We start from the raw sequence: 18,364 nt of genomic DNA on the forward strand, positions 1-18,364 counted from the left end.
GCGTGCGGCGGGGTCGTTTGACGTTGCCCCGCCGCTATTGAGTCCTGCTATGGGCTCAGCTGGCCCGGTAATTCGGCGCTTCTTTCGTTATCTGCACGTCGTGAACATGGGATTCGGCGAAGCCGGCACCGGTGATCTGCACGAATTCCGGCTTGGTGCGCATCTGCAGGATGTCGGTGCAGCCGGTGTAGCCCATGGAGGCGCGCAGGCCGCCCATCAGCTGATGGACGATGGCGCTCATCACACCTTTATAGGGCACGCGGCCTTCGATGCCTTCCGGCACCAGCTTCTCGGCACCCTCGGACTTGTCCTGGAAGTAGCGGTCGGAGGAGCCCTGGCTCTGCGACATGGCGCCCATGGAGCCCATGCCGCGGTAAGCCTTGTAGGTGCGGCCCTGGTAGAGCTCGATCTCGCCGGGCGCTTCCTCGGTTCCGGCCAGCAGGCCGCCGACCATCACTGAACTGGCACCAGCGGCGATGGCCTTGGCCAGGTCGCCGGAGAAACGCACGCCGCCGTCGGCGATCAACGGGATGTCGTACTCCTTGAGCGCCTCTGCCACGTTGGAGACCGCGGTGATCTGCGGCACGCCGACGCCGGCAACGATACGGGTGGTGCAGATGGAGCCGGGGCCGATACCGACCTTCACCGCATCGGCGCCGGCGTCGGCCAGGGCGCGGGCGGCAGCGGCGGTGGCGATGTTGCCGCCGATAACCTGGATCTGCGGGAAGTGCTCCTTGACCCAGGCGACCCGGTCGATCACGCCGCGGGAGTGACCGTGGGCAGTGTCGACGACGACGGCATCAACGCCGGCTTCAGCCAGGGCAGTGACGCGGTCCACCGTCTCGGGGCCGGTCCCCACCGCGGCGCCAACCAGCAGGCGACCATCAGCATCCTTGGCGGCGTTGGGGAAGGTGCGGGCCTTCTCGATGTCCTGGAAAGTGACCAGACCGCGCAGGTGGAAGCTGTCGTTGACCACCAGCATCTTCTCGATGCGGTGCTCCTGCATCTTGGCCTTGATCTGCGCCAGCGGCGTACCTTCCAGCACGGTTACCAGGCGCTCGCGGGCGGTCATGATATCGGCCACGCTGTCGCCGTGGTTGGGCTGGAAGCGCATGTCGCGCTCGGTGACGATACCGACCAGAGTCTCGCCCTCCACCACCGGGAAGCCAGAAAAGCCGTGCTCCTGGGCCATGGCCAGCAGGTCTTCCAGCTTGGCCTTGGGGCTCACGGTGACCGGGTCCTTGACGATGACACTCTCATGCTTCTTGACCTTGCGCACCTCTGCCGCCTGCTGGGCAATGGTCATGTTCTTGTGGATGATGCCGATGCCGCCTTCCTGGGCCATGGCGATGGCCAGGCGGGCTTCGGTCACGGTATCCATGGCGGCGGAGACGAGCGGAATGTTGAGGTAAAGATCGCGGGTCAGGCGGGTCCGGAGGCTGACATCTTTGGGCAGGACCTCCGAGTAGCCGGGTACGAGCAAGACGTCATCGAACGTGAGAGCTTCTTGTGCCATACGTAGCATAATCGGCAACACCCAGTGCGCTGGTGGAGGGGAGCGAAGTTAATCGACCATTATAACGGGCCGGCTCGGGGTGGGGCAATGCGTGCAGGGCCTTCCGCCCACCTGCCCCGCCAGGACCCGTTCACGCCATGCCCGGCCTTGCCGGGCACGCGCGCAGGGCACGACGTTCTACCGACAGCCACACACTCGGAAACATAAGCATACGTAGACATCACTTACAGGTTCCGGAATGTGAACTAGCTTGAATAGTGCGTTACGTAGACGCTCTAAGGATAGGAGTGACGAAATGAACTGGGACCAGATCGAAGGCCAGTGGAAGGAAGTCAAAGGCAAGGCGCGTACCAGTTGGGGCAAGCTTACTGACGATGAGCTGGATCAGGCCGGCGGCAAGAAAGATGAGCTGATCGGAAAGATTCAGAAGAAGTATGGCCTGGAGCGCGAGGAAGCGGAACGCCAGGCCGATGACTGGGCCAAGGGACTCTGATCGTTTCACACGATTGGAGTTTTGACGTTGGCCCATCAAGGCAAGCCAAGATCCAAAGTCTAAGGACAGGTCTAAGGAGATTGAACATGCAAAAGCACACACTGACGATTGCTGTAGCAGCCATTGCCGGTAGTCTCGCCTTCGGAACGCAAGCCGTTGCTCAGCAGAATGACCCCAGGTCAGCCCAGGGCCTCTATTCCGCCAATGACATCATCGGTGCCGATGTCTATCACGCCAACGATCCCGATGAGGAAGTCGGCAGCGTCGAGAACCTTCTGCTGGATGATGAAGGCAAGGTGGCCGCTCTCATCATAAGCGCTGGCGGTTTCTGGGGAATGGGCGGTGATGACGTCGTTGTCGGCGTCGAGCATTTCACCATGGAAACCTACCGCGACGACGACGGCATCTTCGGGCAGGACGGTGTTACACACCGTATTCTGGTCGATGCCACCGAGGAGGAGCTCCAGACCTTCCCCGAGTATGAAGAGCAGTGGTTCACCACCGAGCGCGACCGTCGCGTTCAGGAAAGTGGCGACCGCCAAGGTGTCTGGCAGTCCTCCGGAACTGGCGCTGTGGGCGATGGCAACGGTATGCGCGACCGCGACGATAAACGCATGCACGACGGCGAGCGTAAGCGCAACAATGACGATGCCGAGTATACCGATGAAGATATCGAGGACGATTTTGATTGATCGCCTTGGGTAGGCTTTCTACCCTCTCATGATGTGAATGCAGGACGTGAATGGCGCCGGGCCCCAAGGCTCGGCGCCTTTTCTTGTCTGGCCCCTTTTCTTGTCGGGCTCTGGGCCATGCTAAAGTGGCGCCAAGGTTTCACCAAAGCCAAGTTTCATCACGGATATAGCGCCATGCCGCCAACCGACACCCCCGCTCTCTCCGTCAGCGACGTGAACCGCCGCGCCCGGTCGCTGCTGGAGCAGGGCATCGGTGAGGTCTGGGTAGAGGGCGAGCTCTCCGGGGTTTCACGCCCCGCCTCGGGACACATCTACTTCACCCTTAAGGATGCCACCGCTCAGCTGCGCGGCGCCCTGTTTCGCAACCGGGCCCGCTTCGTGGCCGCGCCCATGCGCGACGGAGATCGGGTCAAGATTCGCGGCCGGGTGTCGCTGTTCGAACCCCGCGGTGACTATCAACTGATCGCCGATGCGGTGCAGGCGGTGGGCGAAGGCGACCTGCTGGCGGCACTGGAGCGACTCAAGCAGCGCCTGGCGGCCGAAGGGGTCTTCGCCAATGCGCGTCCGCTACCCTATCCGCCTCGTCACCTGCTGGTGCTCACCTCCCCTACCGGCGCGGCCATTCGCGATGTCATGGCGGTGCTGGCGGCGCGCTGGCCGCTGGCCCGGGTCACCCTGATCGCGGTGCCGGTCCAGGGCCGCGAAGCCGCCCCGGCCCTGATCGCCGCGCTCGGCCTGCTCAACCGGCAGCAGGCGCTGGACCCGGCCCGCGACGTGATCCTGATCACCCGCGGCGGTGGCAGCCTCGAGGATCTCTGGGCCTTCAACGACGAGCACCTGGCCCGGGCGATCTTCCATTCCCGCCTGCCGGTGATGTCGGCGGTCGGCCACGAGGTAGACACCACCCTCTCCGACCTGGCAGCCGATGTGCGGGCACCAACGCCTTCCGCCGCTGCAGAGCAGCTAGTACCGGACCGCCACGACCTGCTGCGCCGCCTGGTGAGCCTGGAACGCCAGCTGCAGCGCGTCACCCAGACCCACCTGAACCGCGAGGCCCAGCGACTGGACCACTTGCGTGCAAGGATGCGCCATCCCGGCGAAGTGCTGGATCGCCAGCGCCTCACCCTGAGAGAGATCGATGCCCGGCTGACCAGGGCCATGCAGCGTCACCTGGCCGACGAGCAGCGCCACCTCGCCCATCTGAACCGGCGGTTGTCTACACGCCCGCCGCGCCGCGACGTGGAGCAGGCTGGCAAACGACTCGCCGCCGCCCGAACTCGGCTCGATCAGGCAATGCACAACTCACAGGCTCGCCAGCGCGAACATGTCGTCGGCCTGGCGCGACAGCTGCAGGCGGTCAGCCCGCTAGCGGTATTGGGAAGGGGTTATTCCATACTGGAAGACGACCAGGGACAGGTGATCCGCCGGGCGATGGATACCCGGTCCGGCCAGGTGCTGACCGCCCGCCTGGGTGAAGGCGGGTTACGCGTAGAGGTAAAGGAACGCCTTGGCTCCTAGGAGCCTGGCTTGAAGGTGCTCGGCTCCAGTTCGTGGCGGGAGAGCAGTTTGTAGAAATCGGTACGGTTGCGCCCAGCGATACGTGCTGCCTGGGTGACATTGCCTTCGGTGATCTTGAGCACCTTGACCAGATAGCTACGCTCAAAGGTCGCCCGAGCATCGTTGAAGGTGGGCAGCGCGCTTTCTTCCGCAACCAGCGCCTGGGACACCAGGGCTTCGGGAATCATCGGCGAGCGGGTCAGCGCCACGCACTGCTCCACTACGTTGACCAGTTGGCGTACGTTGCCCGGCCAGGCACTGGCCGCCAGGATATTGAGCGCCTCCGGCGAGAACCCCTTGACGAACGGCTTGTGCCGGGCCGCTGCCTGCGCCACCAGGTGGCGTGCCAGCAGCGGTACGTCTTCAGCACGCTCCTTGAGCGGCGGCAGGCGAAGGTTCACCACGTTCAGACGATAGAAGAAGTCTTCGCGGAAATCTCCCTGATGCATGGCCTGGCTGAGGTCGCGGTGGGTGGCCGAGAGGATGCGCACATTCACCGGGATCGAGGTGGTGGAGCCCAGCGGCCGGATCTGGCGCTCCTGCAGGGCACGCAGCAGCTTGACCTGTAGCGGCAGCGGCATGTCGCCGATCTCGTCGAGGAACAGGGTGCCGCCTTCGGCAGCCTGGAACAGACCCTTGTGGTCGCTGACCGCACCGGTGAAGGCTCCCTTGGCATGACCGAAGAGTTCGCTTTCCAGCAACTGTTCCGGCAGCGCGCCGCAGTTGATCGCCACGAACGGCTTGCTGGCACGGGGGCTTGCGTCATGAATGGCGCGCGCCAGCAGCTCCTTGCCCGAACCGGAAGGGCCGGTGACCAGCACGCTGACATCCGACGAGGCCACCATGCGCGCCTGCTCCAATACCCGCTCCATTTCCGGGCTGCGGGTGATAATACTAGCGCGCCAGGCATCATCGCCCTCGCCGCCTCCCGTGGGCGCACTCTGAGCCAGAGCCTCGTCGATGGCACTGAACAGCTCGTCGCGATCCACCGGCTTGGTGAGAAAGCTGAACACGCCCTGCTGGGTGGCATTAACGGCATCAGGAATCGAGCCGTGAGCGGTAAGAATGATGACAGGCAGGCCCGGCATTTGGCGCTGGATGGCCTGAAACAACGCCATGCCGTCCATTTCGTCCATGCGCAGGTCGGAGAGCACCAGGTCCGGACACTCGGCACCCAGGCAGCGCAACGCCTCCTGTCCACTCTCTGCCGTGGTCACGCGAAAGCCGCGGCTCTCCAGGCGCATTCCCAATAGACGCAGCAAGCTGACGTCGTCGTCCACCAGCAGAATGTGGGCGCCGGTCACCTTGTGGGCTGCCGTCCGCGTCCCGGCCTTGCGAGTGCCAGTGCCTCGGGTTCCCGTCTGTCGGGCCACATCCATCACGTCGTATCTCCCAAGTCGCTCAGGGCGACTGCTGCCTCAGGTTGATATTCTGCTCAATGGCCGTCAGCGCCTCGAGCTTCTCGGCAAGTTGTTGGTTCTCTTCGCGCTGGGCGGCAAGTGCGCTCTGCGAGCGAGCCAACTGCCCGGACATGGCGCGCCGCCCCTCCAGGTCGTTGCGCCAGTAGCGCAAAAGCGGCTGCAACTGCTCCGGCGCCGCCCCCAGATGGGTTTCGAAAAGGTCGGCGGCCTGAGACCACTGGCGCTCACTGCCCCAGGCCAGCGTGATGGCACGGGCCAGGTGGCGCACCTCCTCACGGTCTATCAGGGTCTGCTCGACTTCGCTCAGCTTGGCGCTGCGCCAGTCGCTGTCTCCACGCTGGGATGCCAGCCCCAGGGCGATCCATTCAGGCAGCAGGCAGGCGTTCACCTCAAAGGTCGGCAGGCCGCCGAGGCAATCCATGGTTGCCGTAACTTCTTCCCCCAAGGTGACATCGGCGCGCCCCTGCTCGGGCAGGAACTCGCAACCCGCAAGCCACAGTGTCGTGGCACAGGCAAACAGGGTTTTGGAACTCATGGATAGTCGCTCCTTGCGTGCATGCCCGCCGCCACGGACGCCTTATGATTTGCACGACTGGACAGAGGCAGCGCATGGCGCGGCAACGTCAGGCGAAAGCACACCTCCAGCTCCCGATCCTTAACCAGTTGGAGACAGCCGTTGTGCAGCCGAGCACAATCCGCTGCCACCGAAAGCCCGATGCCGGAGCCCTTGAGCGGCCCCTTGCGCCGGGAGCGCCCTTGGTAGAAGGGCTCGAAGAGCCTGGCCTGATCGTCCTTGGCAATAGGTTCGCCGCTGTTCGCCACATCCAGCACCAGCCGTTCATGGCCGGCATGGGCGCGGATCAACAGATCGCCGCCATCCTGGCCATAGGCGATGGCATTCGACACCAGGTTGTCGAGAATCCGTCCTACGGCAGTGGGATCGATCACCCACTCCAGCGGTCCGTCGAAGGCCGTCACTCGCATGCGCTTCTGCTCCAGCGCCAGGCGATGCTTGGTGAGGGTACTCATCACCAGTGTAGCCACATCCACCTGCTCGAGAGCAACGCGCTGATTATGCTGCAGCAGGTTGTAATCAAGCAGTTGTTCGATCAGCCGCTGCAGCTCGCGGCCACTGCTATCGATCAGTGAGAGGATTTCGCGCTGCCGCGGGCTGAGCTCGCCAGCCACCCCATCGGAAAGCAGGGCGGAACCTTCGCGCACGCTGGCCAGGGGGGTCTTGAGCTCGTGGGACATGTGGCGCAGAAACTGCTGCTTCTGGGCCTCCAGGTCACTCAGCCGGGTCGACAGCCAGTCGAGCCGGTCGCCCAGTTGAACCAGTTCCGCCGGGCCCTGGATATCCTCGGCCTCTACCCCCTCGACGCCGCTACCGATACTCAGGATGCGTCGCTCGAGCTGGCGCACCGGACGAATGATCAACCAACTGAACAGCAGCATCAGCGCCAGGCTGGCCGATACCAGCGCACCGGTTTGCAGCCACAGACGGGACTGCACGGATTCGGCCTGAAAGCGGATCATCTCGATGCGGTCGTCGATGTGCTGACTGGTTGCCTGATGCATGGCAGCGGTGCGCTCTGCGAAGGGCCTGAACAGTGCCAGCCAGACATCCAATGCCTCGGGCTCCATTTCCGGCAGTTGGGAGAGCAGTAGCATCTGCTCTTCCAGTGCCAGGACATCGCTGTTACCTGGCAGCAAACGGCGTTGCTGAGCCAGCAGCTCGGCGAACTCGGCGTGACGCTCGGCATAGATTTCGAGCAGACTCTCCTGCTCCACCACGGCGTACTGACGAGCGCTACGTTCCATCTCCACGGCAAGGCTACTGAGCTGGCGCGCACGACGGGTTTCCTCGATTGCCTGGCGTGCGCTGACATCGGCCAGGCGCGACAGCTCGGAGAGCGCCTGGCCAGCCTGGAACATCAGGACACCCAGCGGCAACATCACTACGAGAAACGCCAGTAGCACCAGTTGCAGCAGTGAGCGAGGACGCCAACGGCGCGAGACCCGTTTGGTCATGACCAGTGTACTTTTGAGTAGAGAGAGGACCGACATTGGTTATGCCTGCAGGATAACAGATTCCACGCTATAACCGCGCCTGGCCAGTTCTCGGTGCGCCTCACCCTCTCAAAAAAAAGAGGCCGGCATCGCCGGCCCAAGTACGCAGGGAACTGAAGGGATTGAAAGATATGGACATCGATCGCCTGGTCGAACCATGTTTCATACTTTCCATGAACCCGAGGAGCCCGAAGCCCCCGAAGCGCCGTACCGACCCTTGGCCACCAGGGGCGTCCGGTACGGGTGGTCGGCAAGCCGCCCGGCTTCGTCTTCCATGTCGCCACCGCTGCGAACCGTATCGCCAGCGATGCCGCGCTGTTCGATCCCCCGAAGGGGATGAGGCTTCCTTGCCGGGGCATCCTTGCCCTTGTGGTACCCTTCCGTGCCTGTTGGCGGTACCTGTCTCATCGCAACCTAAGTTACACATCGCGGAGCAGACGCCGATCACCGTTGTGCCTGGGTGCACAGGGCATGGGGTTGGTACCCAAGCTTCCCGGTGATCAAAAGTGGTTCGAGCCGTTTGAACCACTTCCGTTGCTCACTTTGCATAATGCCAAAGTCGTGCCATAAATCTTTTAATCAATTTAAATACAGTAACTTAAAAACATATCAAGCATCTAGGAAAACAACAGGGACAAGAAAGCGAGCGAAGCCAGCGTCCGACACTGCCGATTATGTCATCATTCGGCGACACCCAAATCCTTGGATAAAAAAGTAATAATAAAATCAATCTATTAAGATGTATCTATTTTGAGACAAACTTCCGACCGGCGTAGCCCCAGGGCGACAACTCCACGGCAACAGCGCCGCGACCGGCGGGCAAAGGCCGGAGCGGCGAAAGTGACATACAGCGAAAAGTGGCCCTTCAGGCGAGGGACTTGACGAGAATCTTCGACTTGCGAGCGTGGTTGTAGGTGTCGCGCTTCAGCGGTGGCAGCGCTTCGATATCCGCAGGGCGGAAGCCATGCTCGACGAACCAGTGAGCGGTATGGGTAGTCAGCACGAACAGCGACGTGAGCCCGAGCCGACGCGCGCGACGCTCCACCCCAGCAAGCAGTAGCGCGCCACGGGCGCCGCCGCGATAATCCACATGGATCGCCACGCAGGCCAGCTCGCCCATCTCGGCCTCGCCGAAGCAGTGCAGAGCGGCACAGCCGATGATCATGCCGTCGCGCTCGATCACCAAGTAGTCGTCGATCTCATGCTCCAGGCGTTCACGGGAGCGTGGGACCAGCATAGCGCGATGCTCCAGCGGTTCGAGCAGCTCCAGCAGCCCGCCGATATCACCCAGCTCCGCGGGGCGCAACTGCTCGTAGCGGTGCTGGGTGATCATGGTACCCACGCCGTCTCGGGTGAAGAGCTCACCCAGCAGGGCGTCATGGTTGTGCCATGACAACAGGTGGGTACGTGCCACGCCATGCCGAGCGGCGGCACAGGCTGCTGCCAGGTGGCGTGCCGACTCGCTGCCGGGCGCGGACTGTGCCAGCAGGGGCTCGGCTTCGCCCGGCGTGAGCTGTCGCTGCAGCGCACCGCTCTCGTCGTAAAGGCCATCGGCTTCGCCCAACAGGATCAACTTGTCGGCCCCCAACGCCATGGCGGCATGCTGCGCCACCTCGGAAGCATCCAGATCGAATACCTCGCCGGTGCTGGAAAAGCCCAGTGGCGGCAACAGCACCAGCGAGCCGCGATCCAGCAGCCCCTGGACGGCGGAAGTGCGCACCCGGCGCACCTCGCCGCTGTGGTCGTAGTCGATACCCTCCCGCACTCCCAGGGGCTTGGCCATGACCAGATTACCCGACACCGCAGTCAGTTCGACCCCATGCAGCGGCGTATTGGGCAGCCCCAGGGAGAGTCGCGCCTCCAGCCATAGCCGCTGCTCGGCGGCGACACGCTCAACGCACTGCATGATGGCCGCATCCGCAACGCCGCGGCCATCATGGCGCAGCGGTTCGATACCGGCCTCGTCCAGCGACTGCTGGACCTGGGGCCGAATGCCGAACACCACGACCAGGCGCACGCCCAGCGTATGCAGCAACGCCAGGTCCTGGATCAGTTGTTCGCCTCGCCCACGGGCCATGGCTTCGCCCTCGATCAGGATCACGAAAGTTCGCCCGCGGTGTGCATTGATATAGGGCGATGTGTTGCGGAACCAGTCAACGAAAGGGAAACGAGTATCCAAGGCCGCTCTCCGGCAGCAGGTGAAAGGGAGGGTGCAGTCGCCTTCGACTATATCAGAGCCGCGAAAACGGCGGCAGCCTGCCGCCGTCTGGCCGAATCACTCAACGGGTATCAGCCGCCAAAAATCGCCTTGAACAGGAAGAAGAATATGATCGCAAGGCCGGCACCGGCAGGCAGCGTGATCAGCCAGGACATGACGATGGTGCCGATCACCCGCAGGTTGAGGGCCGCCATGCCACGGGCCAGGCCTACGCCGAGTACTGCCCCCACCAGGGTGTGGGTGGTGGAGATCGGCAGGCCGGTTCCCGAGGCCAGCACCACGGTGGTGGCGGCCGCCAGGGTGGCGGCAAAACCCCGGCTGGGCGTCAGTTCGGTGATGCCGGTGCCCACGGTGGCGATCACCTTGTGGCCGTAGGTGACCAGGCCGGCGACGATGCCGCCGCCACCCAGTACCAACACCCACCAGGGCACCAGGGCCGACGCGTCGATGGCGCCGTCGCTGCGCACCACGCTGATCACCGCGGCCAGTGGCCCCACGGCGTTGGCCACGTCGTTGGAGCCGTGGGCGAAGGCCATGGCACAGGCGGTGAAGACCATCAATACACCGAAGACCCGCTCGACGTTGTCGTAGCCAAACTGGTCGTCGGCGCGGCGTTCGCCTTTGACCCGGTTCTCCATGACAATCCCGATGCCCATGATGCCGATGCCCAGCAGTACGGAATACAGGAAGCTCTGGCCGAAGGTGAAGTTGAGGCCCACATGGGTCAGGCCCTTGGTCAGAGTCACCATGGAGACGATGAAGCCAACCAGGAAGATATAGAAAGGCACTGTGCGCTTAGCCGCGGCGAATGGATCACGGGCCTCGAAGATCAGATGCTGCACTGACTTGAACAGCACGAAGGCGATGGTGCCCGCCAGCAGTGGTGAGATGACCCAGCTCGAAGCGATGGTGCCCACCCGGTTCCAGGCCACCGCTTCCATGCCCAGCCCCACCGCACCGAAGCCAACGATGGCACCGACGATGGAGTGGGTGGTGGAGACCGGCCAACCCTTGGCCGTGGCGATCAGCAGCCAGATGGCCGCCGCCAGCAGCGCCGAGAGCATGCCGTAGACCAGCAACTGAGGGTTGGCCTGCAACAGGTCCGGGTCGACGATGCCGCCGCGAATGGTCGCTGTCACCTCGCCGCCGGCAAGCCAGGCACCGAGGAATTCGAAGATCACGGCGATGATGATCGCCTGCTTGATGGTGATCGCCTTGGACCCCACCGAAGTACCCATGGCGTTGGCGACATCGTTGGCGCCGACGCCCCAGGCCATGAAGAAACCGAAGAGGCAGGCAAGAATAATGAAGACTTCACCGTGCTGCGCGATGATCGACATAGGGGGTGGTTCCTATGTGGCTGTCAGAGAGGAGACATCAGCCCGGATCGCCGGACAGGTCGATGTCTACCGGGCAGTGAGTATCTGCAGGCGGCTGCCGACGCGTTCGGCACGATCGGAGAGCTCGCCTACCCAGTCGATGATCTTGTAGAGAAAGACCACGTCCACTGGCTTGAGCTGATCTTCGAGATCGAAGAGCTCGCGACGAATGGCCACCTGCTGGCTGTCGGCCTGCTGCTCGAGGGCATGCAGCTCGCGAATCAGATTTTGCATCACGTCGGTGACGTGGCGGCCGAAGCCGGATTCCAGCAAGTCTCCCAACTCTTCCAGGGCCTGGCGGGCCTGGGCGACACAGGCCACGGCGGTCCGCATGTAGCCACGCATGGGCTGGGCCAGCTCGGTGGGCACCTGCATCTTGCGACCCAGCATGATGCCGGTGATGTCACGCACCTTGTTGGCGATCTTGTCCTGAACGGTGATCAGGTCGAGAAGGTCGCTGCGCGAAACGGGCAGGAACAGCGTGTTGGGCAGGTTGAGGCGCAGCTCGGTCTTGAGGCTATCGGCCTCGTGCTCCAACCGGGTGATTACCTCGCGGATCCGGGCGGCTTCTTCCCAGTCCCCGGTGAGGCTGGCTTCGAAGAAGGGCAGCAACTGCTCGGCACACTCGTGCGCCTTGACGATGTGGGCCAGCAACGGCTGGAATGGCGAGCGGCCGAACATCGCGGAAAACGGATTGGGCTTTACCATGGCGTATCATGCGCTTGTGAAATGGCGGCGCCAGTATAAAGACTGGCAAGCTGTTACGTCATGGAAAAAATTACACACACCATCCAGCGTCAGCGTGATCGAGGAGTGTTCGAGATGAGCCAAGAGGTCGAAATGAAGCTGGCATTGGGCAGGGGCGGCCCCGAGCGACTCTGCCACCACCCGCTGCTGCGCGGCCAGGCGCTAGCGACACAACGGCTCGCCAACACCTATTTCGACACTCCCAGCGGTGAACTCGAAGCCGCCCGGATGGCGCTGCGGTTGCGTCGATGCGACGACACTTGGATCCAGACCCTGAAGACAAGCGGCGAAGGCCGCGGCGGCATGAGCCGGCGCGGCGAATGGGAGTGGCCGGTGTCAGAAGGCGCGCTGGACCGGCAAGGACTCGCTGCCCTGCCGCCCATGGCCGAGCTCGGCACGGAAGTGCTCGAGCGGCTGGACGCCCGTTTCACCACGGACTTCGAACGCCGGCTCTGGCAGCTCGACCACGCCGGCGCCACCATCGAGGTAGCACTCGATCAGGGCGAAATCCACGCTGCCGGCCGTGCCGTGCCGATCAGCGAAGTGGAACTGGAGCTCAAGGCCGGAGACCCCGCGGCGCTATGGGACCTGACCATGGCCTTGGCCGAGACGATAGCGTTGCGCCCCGCCGATGCCAGCAAGGCCGCCCGTGGTGGCGCCTTGCTCTCGGGCCACTGGTCCCTGCCGGAAGGCACAGCCGAGGGCGAGCGGCTTCACCGCGCCCTGCTGGCATTGGACGCCTACGCGGACACCGGCGAGGATAGGTGGAGGGCAACCGCCAGGGAGGCCCTTCGGGAGCTCGCCAACAATAGCAATACCAAGAGCATTAGCAATACCAAGAGCATTAGCAATACCAAGAGCATTAGCAATACCAAGAGCAATAGCGAAGCCGGCCAACTCGCTGCCATGCTGGAACGGCCCGACTGGATGGGCGTGGAGTTCGGGCGTACGGCGCTGCGGCTGGCGCACCGCCTGGCGTCCTGACACACATTGGAAATAGGACAGGGAGTGACTGAATGAATGGACCATTCCGGCCAGCCGGCGAGGGGCTGCGAACCCGCCTGTTTCAGATCATCTTCGAATCGGACACGCCACTGGCCAAGGGCTTCGATATCGCCCTGATCCTGATAATTCTGGCCAGCGTGCTGGTGGTGATGCTCGATACCGTCGAGGCATACGCTGCGGCATATGGCGAATGGTTCTACTGGATCGAATGGGGGTTTACCCTCGCCTTCACCCTCGAGCTTGCGATACGCGTCTACATCCTCGAGAAACCGATGCGCTACTTGCGCAGCTTCTACGGCGTGATCGACATCGTGGCGATTCTGCCCACCTGGCTGATGTTGCTGGTGCCCGGCGCCCAGACCCTGGTGATCGTGCGCCTGCTACGCGTGCTGCGGATCTTCCGCGTGCTGCGCCTGATGCAATTCGTCGGCGAGGGCCGCCTGCTGATGGAGGCGCTGAAGAACAGCTGGCATCAGATTTTTCTGTTCCTGTTCACGGTGTTTCTATTAGTCACCCTGTTCGCCGCCCTGGTCTTTATGATCGAACCCGACGAAGCCGGCTTCACCAGCATTCCCATCTCGGTCTACTGGGCCATCGTCACCCTGACCACGGTGGGCTACGGTGACATCGTTCCCGTCACGCCCTTGGGCCAGGCGATCTCGACCCTGGTGATGCTGATCGGCTATTCGATCATCGCCGTGCCCACCGGGGTGTTCTCGGCCGAAGTGATCCGTTCGATCCGTTCCGAACGCTACTCGGATCAAGCCTGCCCCGGCTGCGGCCACGACCGCCACGACAAACACGCCCGGTATTGCCTGAAATGCGGCACCTGGCTGGATGAGGAAACCCCGGACCCTAACGCGCCACAAGAGAAAGAGGACAAACAGCAAACCTGACCCACCGTGTGTCATGCACCGAACGGTATCAAGTCACCACGCCCCTCGCGCAGGATGGTCGGCGGCAGTTCGCGCAGGTCGACGACGCTGGTGGCCTCCAGGTGGCAGGCGCCGCCATCGATGATCAGGTCGAGCTGGTTTGCGAAACGCTCCCGTATCTCTTCGGCATCGGTCATCGGTAGCTCCTCTCCCACCGGGATCAACGTCACGCTCATAAGCGGCTCGCCCAGCGCCTCGAGCAACGCATGGGTGATGCGATGATCCGGCACGCGCACGCCGATTGAGCGCCGCTTGGGGTGCAGCAGCAACCGCGGCACTTCGTTGGTGGCGGTGAGAATGAAGGTATACGCCCCTGGCGTGTGCGCCTTGAGCAGGCGGAAGACGGCGTTGTCGACCTTGGCATAAGTGCCGATCTCGGAAAGATCGGAGCACACCAGGGTGAAGTTGTGCTTGTCATCCAGCGAACGCAGTCGCTTGATTCGCTCGACGGCCTTCTTGTCGCCCAGGTGGCAGCCCAGGGCGTAGCCGGAGTCGGTGGGATAGGCCACGACACCGCCATCGCGAATGATCTGTATGGCCTGGTCGATCAGACGCTTCTGGGGGTTATCCGGGTGCAGCTGAAAATACTGGCTCATGGTCACTCCCTGTTGGTCTGCGTTCAAATCGGGCTTCCCCCGATCGTTCAAACCACCAGTTTATCCTGCGGCCGGACCCTGCGCGACGTCATGGCCCGATTTCACAGCGAGGTTGTGCGGCTGCCGGCGTCGGCGTCGGCGTCGGCGTCGGCGTCGGCGTCGGCGTCGGCGTCGGCGTCGTCAAGGGAAGCATCGATGAAGTCCGCGATCCGGGGGTGGGTCCATACCGGCGCCACCGAAGTGCGCGGCACCGGGCTCATGCTGCCTGGGGCCAGGTGTCCGCCGGGAAAGTGGAAGTCGCTGCCCACCGAGGCGTAGAGCCCCCGGACGGCGAGCTGTCGAGCCAGGTCGCGGGTCACATCGACATTCTGGAAGCCGTTGACCAGCTCGGCCGCCTGGCCTCCGGCCTCGGCGAAGGCATCCAGCAGCAGCCCCCGCTTGCGGCGGGTCAGCCCGTGGCGCAGCGGATGCGCCAGCACAGCCACGCCTGCGGATTCGAGAATCCAGCCGACGACCTCGGCCAGGGGCGGCCAGTGTGCCTTTACGTCGCCGGCCTTGCCGCTGCCCAGGTGCTTCTTGAAGGCAGTTGCCATGTCCGGCACGACGTTCGCCGCCACCAGAGCGCGAGCGAAATCGGGACGACCCAGCGGCCGGTGCGGCCCGGCAAACTCCCGGGCACGGGCCAAGGCATCGGGCAGGCCGATCTTGTCGAGTCTCTGAGCAATCACCTGGGCCCGACTTTCCCGAGCCTCGGCCTGCGCCAGCAGCCCCTCGGCCAGGGTACCGCTGGCACCCTGCGGCAGCAGACCCACCACATGGATGCCGATGCCGGACCAGCGAGTCGAAAGCTCGGTCCCCGGAAGCAGGCGAATGGCCAACCGGCCAGCCGCCGCCTCGGCTTCGGCAATGCCAGCCATGCCGTCATGGTCGGTAAGCGCCATCAGCCTGATGCCGCGCTCGGAGCACAGGGCGACTACCTCGGCGGGCGCCAGGGCGCCGTCGGATGCGGTGGAATGCATGTGCAAGTCGACCCCGAGTGGCGCGGGGTCGCCCGAGAAGCTTGCGGATAATGAGAGCATTGGCATGACGCAGGAGGACTACTTTGTCAGAATACTGACCCCATGGTGCGCGCCCGACGATAGCCGGTCAACGTCAGCACCCCGTTCGCTACCTGCGGCGCATGCCGCCCACGACCGAGGAAACACGGCGATGCTCTACGCAATCATCAGTGAAGACTTCAAGAACAGCCTGGAACGCCGCCTGGCCGCCCGTCCTGACCATCTGGCACGCCTGGAGAAGCTGCGTGACGAAGGCCGCCTGGTGCTGGCCGGCCCCCATCCCGCCATCGATGCCGACAACCCCGGTGAAGCCGGCTTCAGCGGCAGCCTGGTGGTGGCCGAATTTAACAGTCTGGAGGCCGCCCAAGCCTGGGCCGACGCCGATCCCTACATGATCGCTGGGGTCTACGCCAAGATCAGTGTCAAGCCGTTCAAGAAGGTGCTGCCCTGAGCTGCACTCGAATGACAAGACGCGTGAACTCCTGACGAACTCTCCCCAAGGCATTACCCACAACTCCTGTGGATAACACTGTTGAAACGCCGCGGATGCCTGCCGCCACCTCCCATGGCAGCCCGTTGAACTGAAATTGATCACATATTGAGCAGCACGGACCATGCCAGGTGTGCCGCTCGCTTATTTCTGTCAGGAGATGCCATGTCCCCCCTCCCCCCGCTTGTCGGACTCGAGACCGCTCGCCTCGACTGGACTACCAACGAAGCCGGCCAGGCCAGTCCACTATCGACCCGTTTCGACGACGTCTACTTTTCCCGCCATGAAGGCCGGGCAGAAACCGAACATGTCTTCCTGACAGGAAACGACCTCCCCCGCCGCTTCGCAGGTTGGCAGGCCGACCGGCCCTTTGTCATCGGCGAGACGGGCTTCGGTACCGGGCTCAACCTGCTCTGCGCCTGGGCCTGCTTCGATGCCCACGCCTCGTCAGATGCACGACTGCATCTGGTATCCACCGAGCGCTACCCGCTGAGCCGTGACGAACTGGAACGGGCGCTGTCCGCCTGGCCAGACCTGGCCAGGCGCGCCGGGTGCTTGATTCGCCAATGGCCCGAGCCGGTGGCCGGTGTACATCGGCTGTGGCTCGACAAGCGGGTCACACTGGACCTGCACTTCGGCGATGCTGCCGAGCGCCTGGCACTGCTCGAGGGCCGGGTCGATGCCTGGTTCCTGGACGGCTTTGCGCCGTCTAAGAACCCCGAGATGTGGCGCCCTGAGCTGTTCGCTGCCATGGCGGCACGCTCCCGACCAGGGGCGAGCTTTGCCACCTTCACCTGCGCCGGTGTCGTCAAGCGTGGTTTGGCCGAGGCAGGCTTCTCCTGGCGCAAGGTGCCGGGTATCGGGCGCAAGCGGGAAATGCTGGCCGGCGATATCGCCTCGCCGCCTGCCGATACCCGTCGGGAGCGGGCGCCCTGGTTCACTCCCCCGCCGCCACGCCCGACACGCCACGTGGCGGTGATCGGTGCCGGCATCGCCGGCGCCAGCGCCGCCGCCTCCCTGGCCCGCCGCGGCGTCGCGGTCACCCTGATCGACCGCTTCGACCGGGCCGAGCTGGGCACCACTCATCTGCAGGGGGCGCTCTACGTCAAGCTGGCCGTAGAGACCAACCTGCAGAGTCGCGCTTACCTGGCCGGCCTGCTTTACAGCCGGCGCTGGCTGGCCCATCTAGACCCGCAGCAGGCGCTATGGCGGCCCAGTGGCGTACTGCAGCTAGCCCTGAGCGAGAAAGATCAGGCGCGCCAGGCCAGCTTCCTGGCCAATCACCCCCTGCCGGAGAGCGTGGTATCCAGACTCGATGCCGAATCGGCCAGCCTCGCCGCAGGCATCAGGGTCGAGGCACCGGCGCTGGACTACCCCAATGCCGCCTGGGTCAAGCCGCTGGAGCTTTGCGCGCATCTGGCCAGGACGCCTGGCGTCGGCTTTCGCCGCGGCGAGGTGACGGAGCTGGTGGGTGGCGAGGCGGGCTGGACGCTGACCCTGGCCGGCGGCGAGCGCATCGAGGCCGACCAGGTGGTGGTCGCCACCGCCAGCGAGGCTGCCAGGTTCGACCAGACAGCGGCGCTGCCGCTGCAGCCGGTACGCGGCCAGGTCAGCCAGTTGGCGCTGCCCGAAGGGGCCCCTGCGCTGGGCCGCGTGATTTGCGCCGGCGGCTATGTGCCACCGGCAGCGGATGGGGTGCTCAATTTCGGCGCCACCTACGCGCCGGGCGATACCGACCCGGCAGAGCGCGAGGAAGACCACGCCGCCAACCTGGCGGAGCTCGAGCGGGGCCTGCCGCATTTCGTGGCGGCGCTACGCCAGGCCGGCGCCGGCCTCTCGCCCCAGCAGCTAACAGGACGTGTGGGCGTGCGTGCGGCGAGCCCCGACAAGTCGCCCTACTGCGGCCCGGTGCCCGATACCGAGGCATGGCAAGAGGATTACGCCGCCCTGGCCAAGGATGCGACACGGGTGACGCACATCCCCGGGCGCCACCACCAGGGACTGTGGATCAGCGCCGCCCATGGCTCCCGCGGCCTGGCCAGCGCACCGCTGTGTGCCGAGCTGATCGCCTCACGCATCTGCGACGAGCCGCTGCCGCTGGAGTGGCCGCTGGTGGATCACCTGCATCCGGGACGGCGCGTGATCCGCGACCTGATCCGCGGTCAGCATCCAGCCTCCTAACCCGGC

At 64.2% G+C, this 18,364-nt stretch carries 16 protein-coding genes; 7 read left to right on the top strand and 9 right to left on the bottom strand.

Features of this window, described 5'->3' with window-relative positions; all coding sequences use genetic code 11:
* Nucleotides 1–55: 55 nt before the first annotated feature.
* Entirely contained in the window at nucleotides 56–1,525 is a 1,470-nt protein-coding gene (guaB, locus tag DU490_RS00110; RefSeq protein ID WP_114572317.1) for an IMP dehydrogenase, read from the bottom strand.
* 286 nt (nucleotides 1,526–1,811) lie between these two features.
* Between guaB and DU490_RS00115 the strand changes: the two genes are divergently transcribed.
* The 3 genes from DU490_RS00115 to xseA all read left to right on the top strand — a co-directional run bounded on the left by DU490_RS00115 (nucleotide 1,812) and on the right by xseA (nucleotide 4,219).
* Nucleotides 1,812–2,009 carry a CsbD family protein gene (locus DU490_RS00115; protein ID WP_114572318.1) on the top strand — a complete coding sequence of 66 codons (198 nt, stop codon included), beginning with the start codon at nucleotides 1,812–1,814 and terminating at the stop codon, nucleotides 2,007–2,009.
* Nucleotides 2,010–2,095: 86 nt separating this feature from the next.
* Nucleotides 2,096–2,701: a PRC-barrel domain-containing protein gene (locus tag DU490_RS00120; protein ID WP_114572319.1), complete on the top strand. Its 606-nt coding sequence runs from the start codon at nucleotides 2,096–2,098 to the stop codon at nucleotides 2,699–2,701.
* Between the two features lie 174 nt (nucleotides 2,702–2,875).
* Nucleotides 2,876–4,219, top strand: a complete 1,344-nt coding sequence (xseA, locus tag DU490_RS00125) for an exodeoxyribonuclease VII large subunit (protein ID WP_114572320.1) — start codon at nucleotides 2,876–2,878, stop codon at nucleotides 4,217–4,219.
* On the opposite strand, the gene glrR is transcribed toward xseA, so the two are convergent.
* The 6 genes from glrR to DU490_RS00155 all read right to left on the bottom strand — a co-directional run bounded on the left by glrR (nucleotide 4,216) and on the right by DU490_RS00155 (nucleotide 12,054).
* Nucleotides 4,216–5,640: a two-component system response regulator GlrR gene (gene glrR, locus DU490_RS00130; protein ID WP_258801046.1), complete on the bottom strand. Its 1,425-nt coding sequence runs from the start codon at nucleotides 5,638–5,640 to the stop codon at nucleotides 4,216–4,218. The genes xseA and glrR overlap by 4 nt on opposite strands.
* Before the next feature lie 19 nt (nucleotides 5,641–5,659).
* Nucleotides 5,660–6,214 carry a hypothetical protein gene (locus DU490_RS00135; protein WP_114572321.1) on the bottom strand — a complete coding sequence of 185 codons (555 nt, stop codon included), beginning with the start codon at nucleotides 6,212–6,214 and terminating at the stop codon, nucleotides 5,660–5,662.
* Complete coding sequence (locus DU490_RS00140; protein WP_114572492.1) at nucleotides 6,211–7,710, bottom strand: sensor histidine kinase KdpD; 1,500 nt, start codon at nucleotides 7,708–7,710, stop codon at nucleotides 6,211–6,213. The genes DU490_RS00135 and DU490_RS00140 overlap by 4 nt, the downstream gene beginning before the upstream one ends.
* A 904-nt stretch (nucleotides 7,711–8,614) precedes the next feature.
* Nucleotides 8,615–9,928 (bottom strand): amino-acid N-acetyltransferase, encoded by a 1,314-nt coding sequence (argA, locus tag DU490_RS00145; RefSeq protein WP_114572322.1) that lies wholly within the window; start codon nucleotides 9,926–9,928, stop codon nucleotides 8,615–8,617.
* Nucleotides 9,929–10,038: 110 nt separating this feature from the next.
* Nucleotides 10,039–11,307: an inorganic phosphate transporter gene (locus tag DU490_RS00150; protein ID WP_114572323.1), complete on the bottom strand. Its 1,269-nt coding sequence runs from the start codon at nucleotides 11,305–11,307 to the stop codon at nucleotides 10,039–10,041.
* A gap of 66 nt (nucleotides 11,308–11,373) precedes the next feature.
* Complete coding sequence (locus DU490_RS00155; protein WP_114572324.1) at nucleotides 11,374–12,054, bottom strand: TIGR00153 family protein; 681 nt, start codon at nucleotides 12,052–12,054, stop codon at nucleotides 11,374–11,376.
* 114 nt (nucleotides 12,055–12,168) lie between these two features.
* Between DU490_RS00155 and DU490_RS00160 the strand changes: the two genes are divergently transcribed.
* Nucleotides 12,169–13,077: a CYTH domain-containing protein gene (locus DU490_RS00160; protein ID WP_181869911.1), complete on the top strand. Its 909-nt coding sequence runs from the start codon at nucleotides 12,169–12,171 to the stop codon at nucleotides 13,075–13,077.
* Between the two features lie 32 nt (nucleotides 13,078–13,109).
* Complete coding sequence (locus DU490_RS00165) at nucleotides 13,110–13,994, top strand: ion transporter (protein ID WP_114572326.1); 885 nt, start codon at nucleotides 13,110–13,112, stop codon at nucleotides 13,992–13,994.
* A gap of 11 nt (nucleotides 13,995–14,005) precedes the next feature.
* Here DU490_RS00165 and DU490_RS00170 read toward each other — a convergent pair whose 3' ends face one another.
* Nucleotides 14,006–14,629, bottom strand: coding sequence for an L-threonylcarbamoyladenylate synthase (locus DU490_RS00170; protein ID WP_114572327.1), 624 nt, complete (start codon nucleotides 14,627–14,629; stop codon nucleotides 14,006–14,008).
* Nucleotides 14,630–14,730: 101 nt separating this feature from the next.
* Nucleotides 14,731–15,714 (bottom strand): PHP domain-containing protein, encoded by a 984-nt coding sequence (locus DU490_RS00175; RefSeq protein WP_114572328.1) that lies wholly within the window; start codon nucleotides 15,712–15,714, stop codon nucleotides 14,731–14,733.
* Between the two features lie 124 nt (nucleotides 15,715–15,838).
* Here DU490_RS00175 and DU490_RS00180 point away from each other — a divergent pair, with 124 nt between their 5' ends.
* Both DU490_RS00180 and mnmC read left to right on the top strand, forming a co-directional pair.
* Nucleotides 15,839–16,138 (top strand): YciI family protein, encoded by a 300-nt coding sequence (locus DU490_RS00180; RefSeq protein ID WP_114572329.1) that lies wholly within the window; start codon nucleotides 15,839–15,841, stop codon nucleotides 16,136–16,138.
* Between the two features lie 204 nt (nucleotides 16,139–16,342).
* Nucleotides 16,343–18,358: a bifunctional tRNA (5-methylaminomethyl-2-thiouridine)(34)-methyltransferase MnmD/FAD-dependent 5-carboxymethylaminomethyl-2-thiouridine(34) oxidoreductase MnmC gene (gene mnmC, locus DU490_RS00185; protein ID WP_114572330.1), complete on the top strand. Its 2,016-nt coding sequence runs from the start codon at nucleotides 16,343–16,345 to the stop codon at nucleotides 18,356–18,358.
* Nucleotides 18,359–18,364 lie beyond the last annotated feature (6 nt).

Source organism: Halomonas sp. DQ26W (assembly GCF_003339685.1).
Classification (GTDB): domain Bacteria; phylum Pseudomonadota; class Gammaproteobacteria; order Pseudomonadales; family Halomonadaceae; genus Halomonas.

Coding starts and splice junctions, on each gene's coding strand:
- DU490_RS00140 (WP_114572492.1), bottom strand. CDS start 7,710: ATGACCAAACGGGTCTCGCGCCGTTGGCGTCCTCGCTCACTGCTGCAA.
- DU490_RS00155 (WP_114572324.1), bottom strand. CDS start 12,054: ATGGTAAAGCCCAATCCGTTTTCCGCGATGTTCGGCCGCTCGCCATTC.
- DU490_RS00150 (WP_114572323.1), bottom strand. CDS start 11,307: ATGTCGATCATCGCGCAGCACGGTGAAGTCTTCATTATTCTTGCCTGC.
- DU490_RS00170 (WP_114572327.1), bottom strand. CDS start 14,629: ATGAGCCAGTATTTTCAGCTGCACCCGGATAACCCCCAGAAGCGTCTG.
- mnmC (WP_114572330.1), top strand. CDS start 16,343: ATGTCCCCCCTCCCCCCGCTTGTCGGACTCGAGACCGCTCGCCTCGAC.
- DU490_RS00135 (WP_114572321.1), bottom strand. CDS start 6,214: ATGAGTTCCAAAACCCTGTTTGCCTGTGCCACGACACTGTGGCTTGCG.
- DU490_RS00165 (WP_114572326.1), top strand. CDS start 13,110: ATGAATGGACCATTCCGGCCAGCCGGCGAGGGGCTGCGAACCCGCCTG.
- DU490_RS00160 (WP_181869911.1), top strand. CDS start 12,169: ATGAGCCAAGAGGTCGAAATGAAGCTGGCATTGGGCAGGGGCGGCCCC.
- guaB (WP_114572317.1), bottom strand. CDS start 1,525: ATGCTACGTATGGCACAAGAAGCTCTCACGTTCGATGACGTCTTGCTC.
- DU490_RS00120 (WP_114572319.1), top strand. CDS start 2,096: ATGCAAAAGCACACACTGACGATTGCTGTAGCAGCCATTGCCGGTAGT.
- DU490_RS00115 (WP_114572318.1), top strand. CDS start 1,812: ATGAACTGGGACCAGATCGAAGGCCAGTGGAAGGAAGTCAAAGGCAAG.
- DU490_RS00175 (WP_114572328.1), bottom strand. CDS start 15,714: ATGCCAATGCTCTCATTATCCGCAAGCTTCTCGGGCGACCCCGCGCCA.
- DU490_RS00180 (WP_114572329.1), top strand. CDS start 15,839: ATGCTCTACGCAATCATCAGTGAAGACTTCAAGAACAGCCTGGAACGC.
- xseA (WP_114572320.1), top strand. CDS start 2,876: ATGCCGCCAACCGACACCCCCGCTCTCTCCGTCAGCGACGTGAACCGC.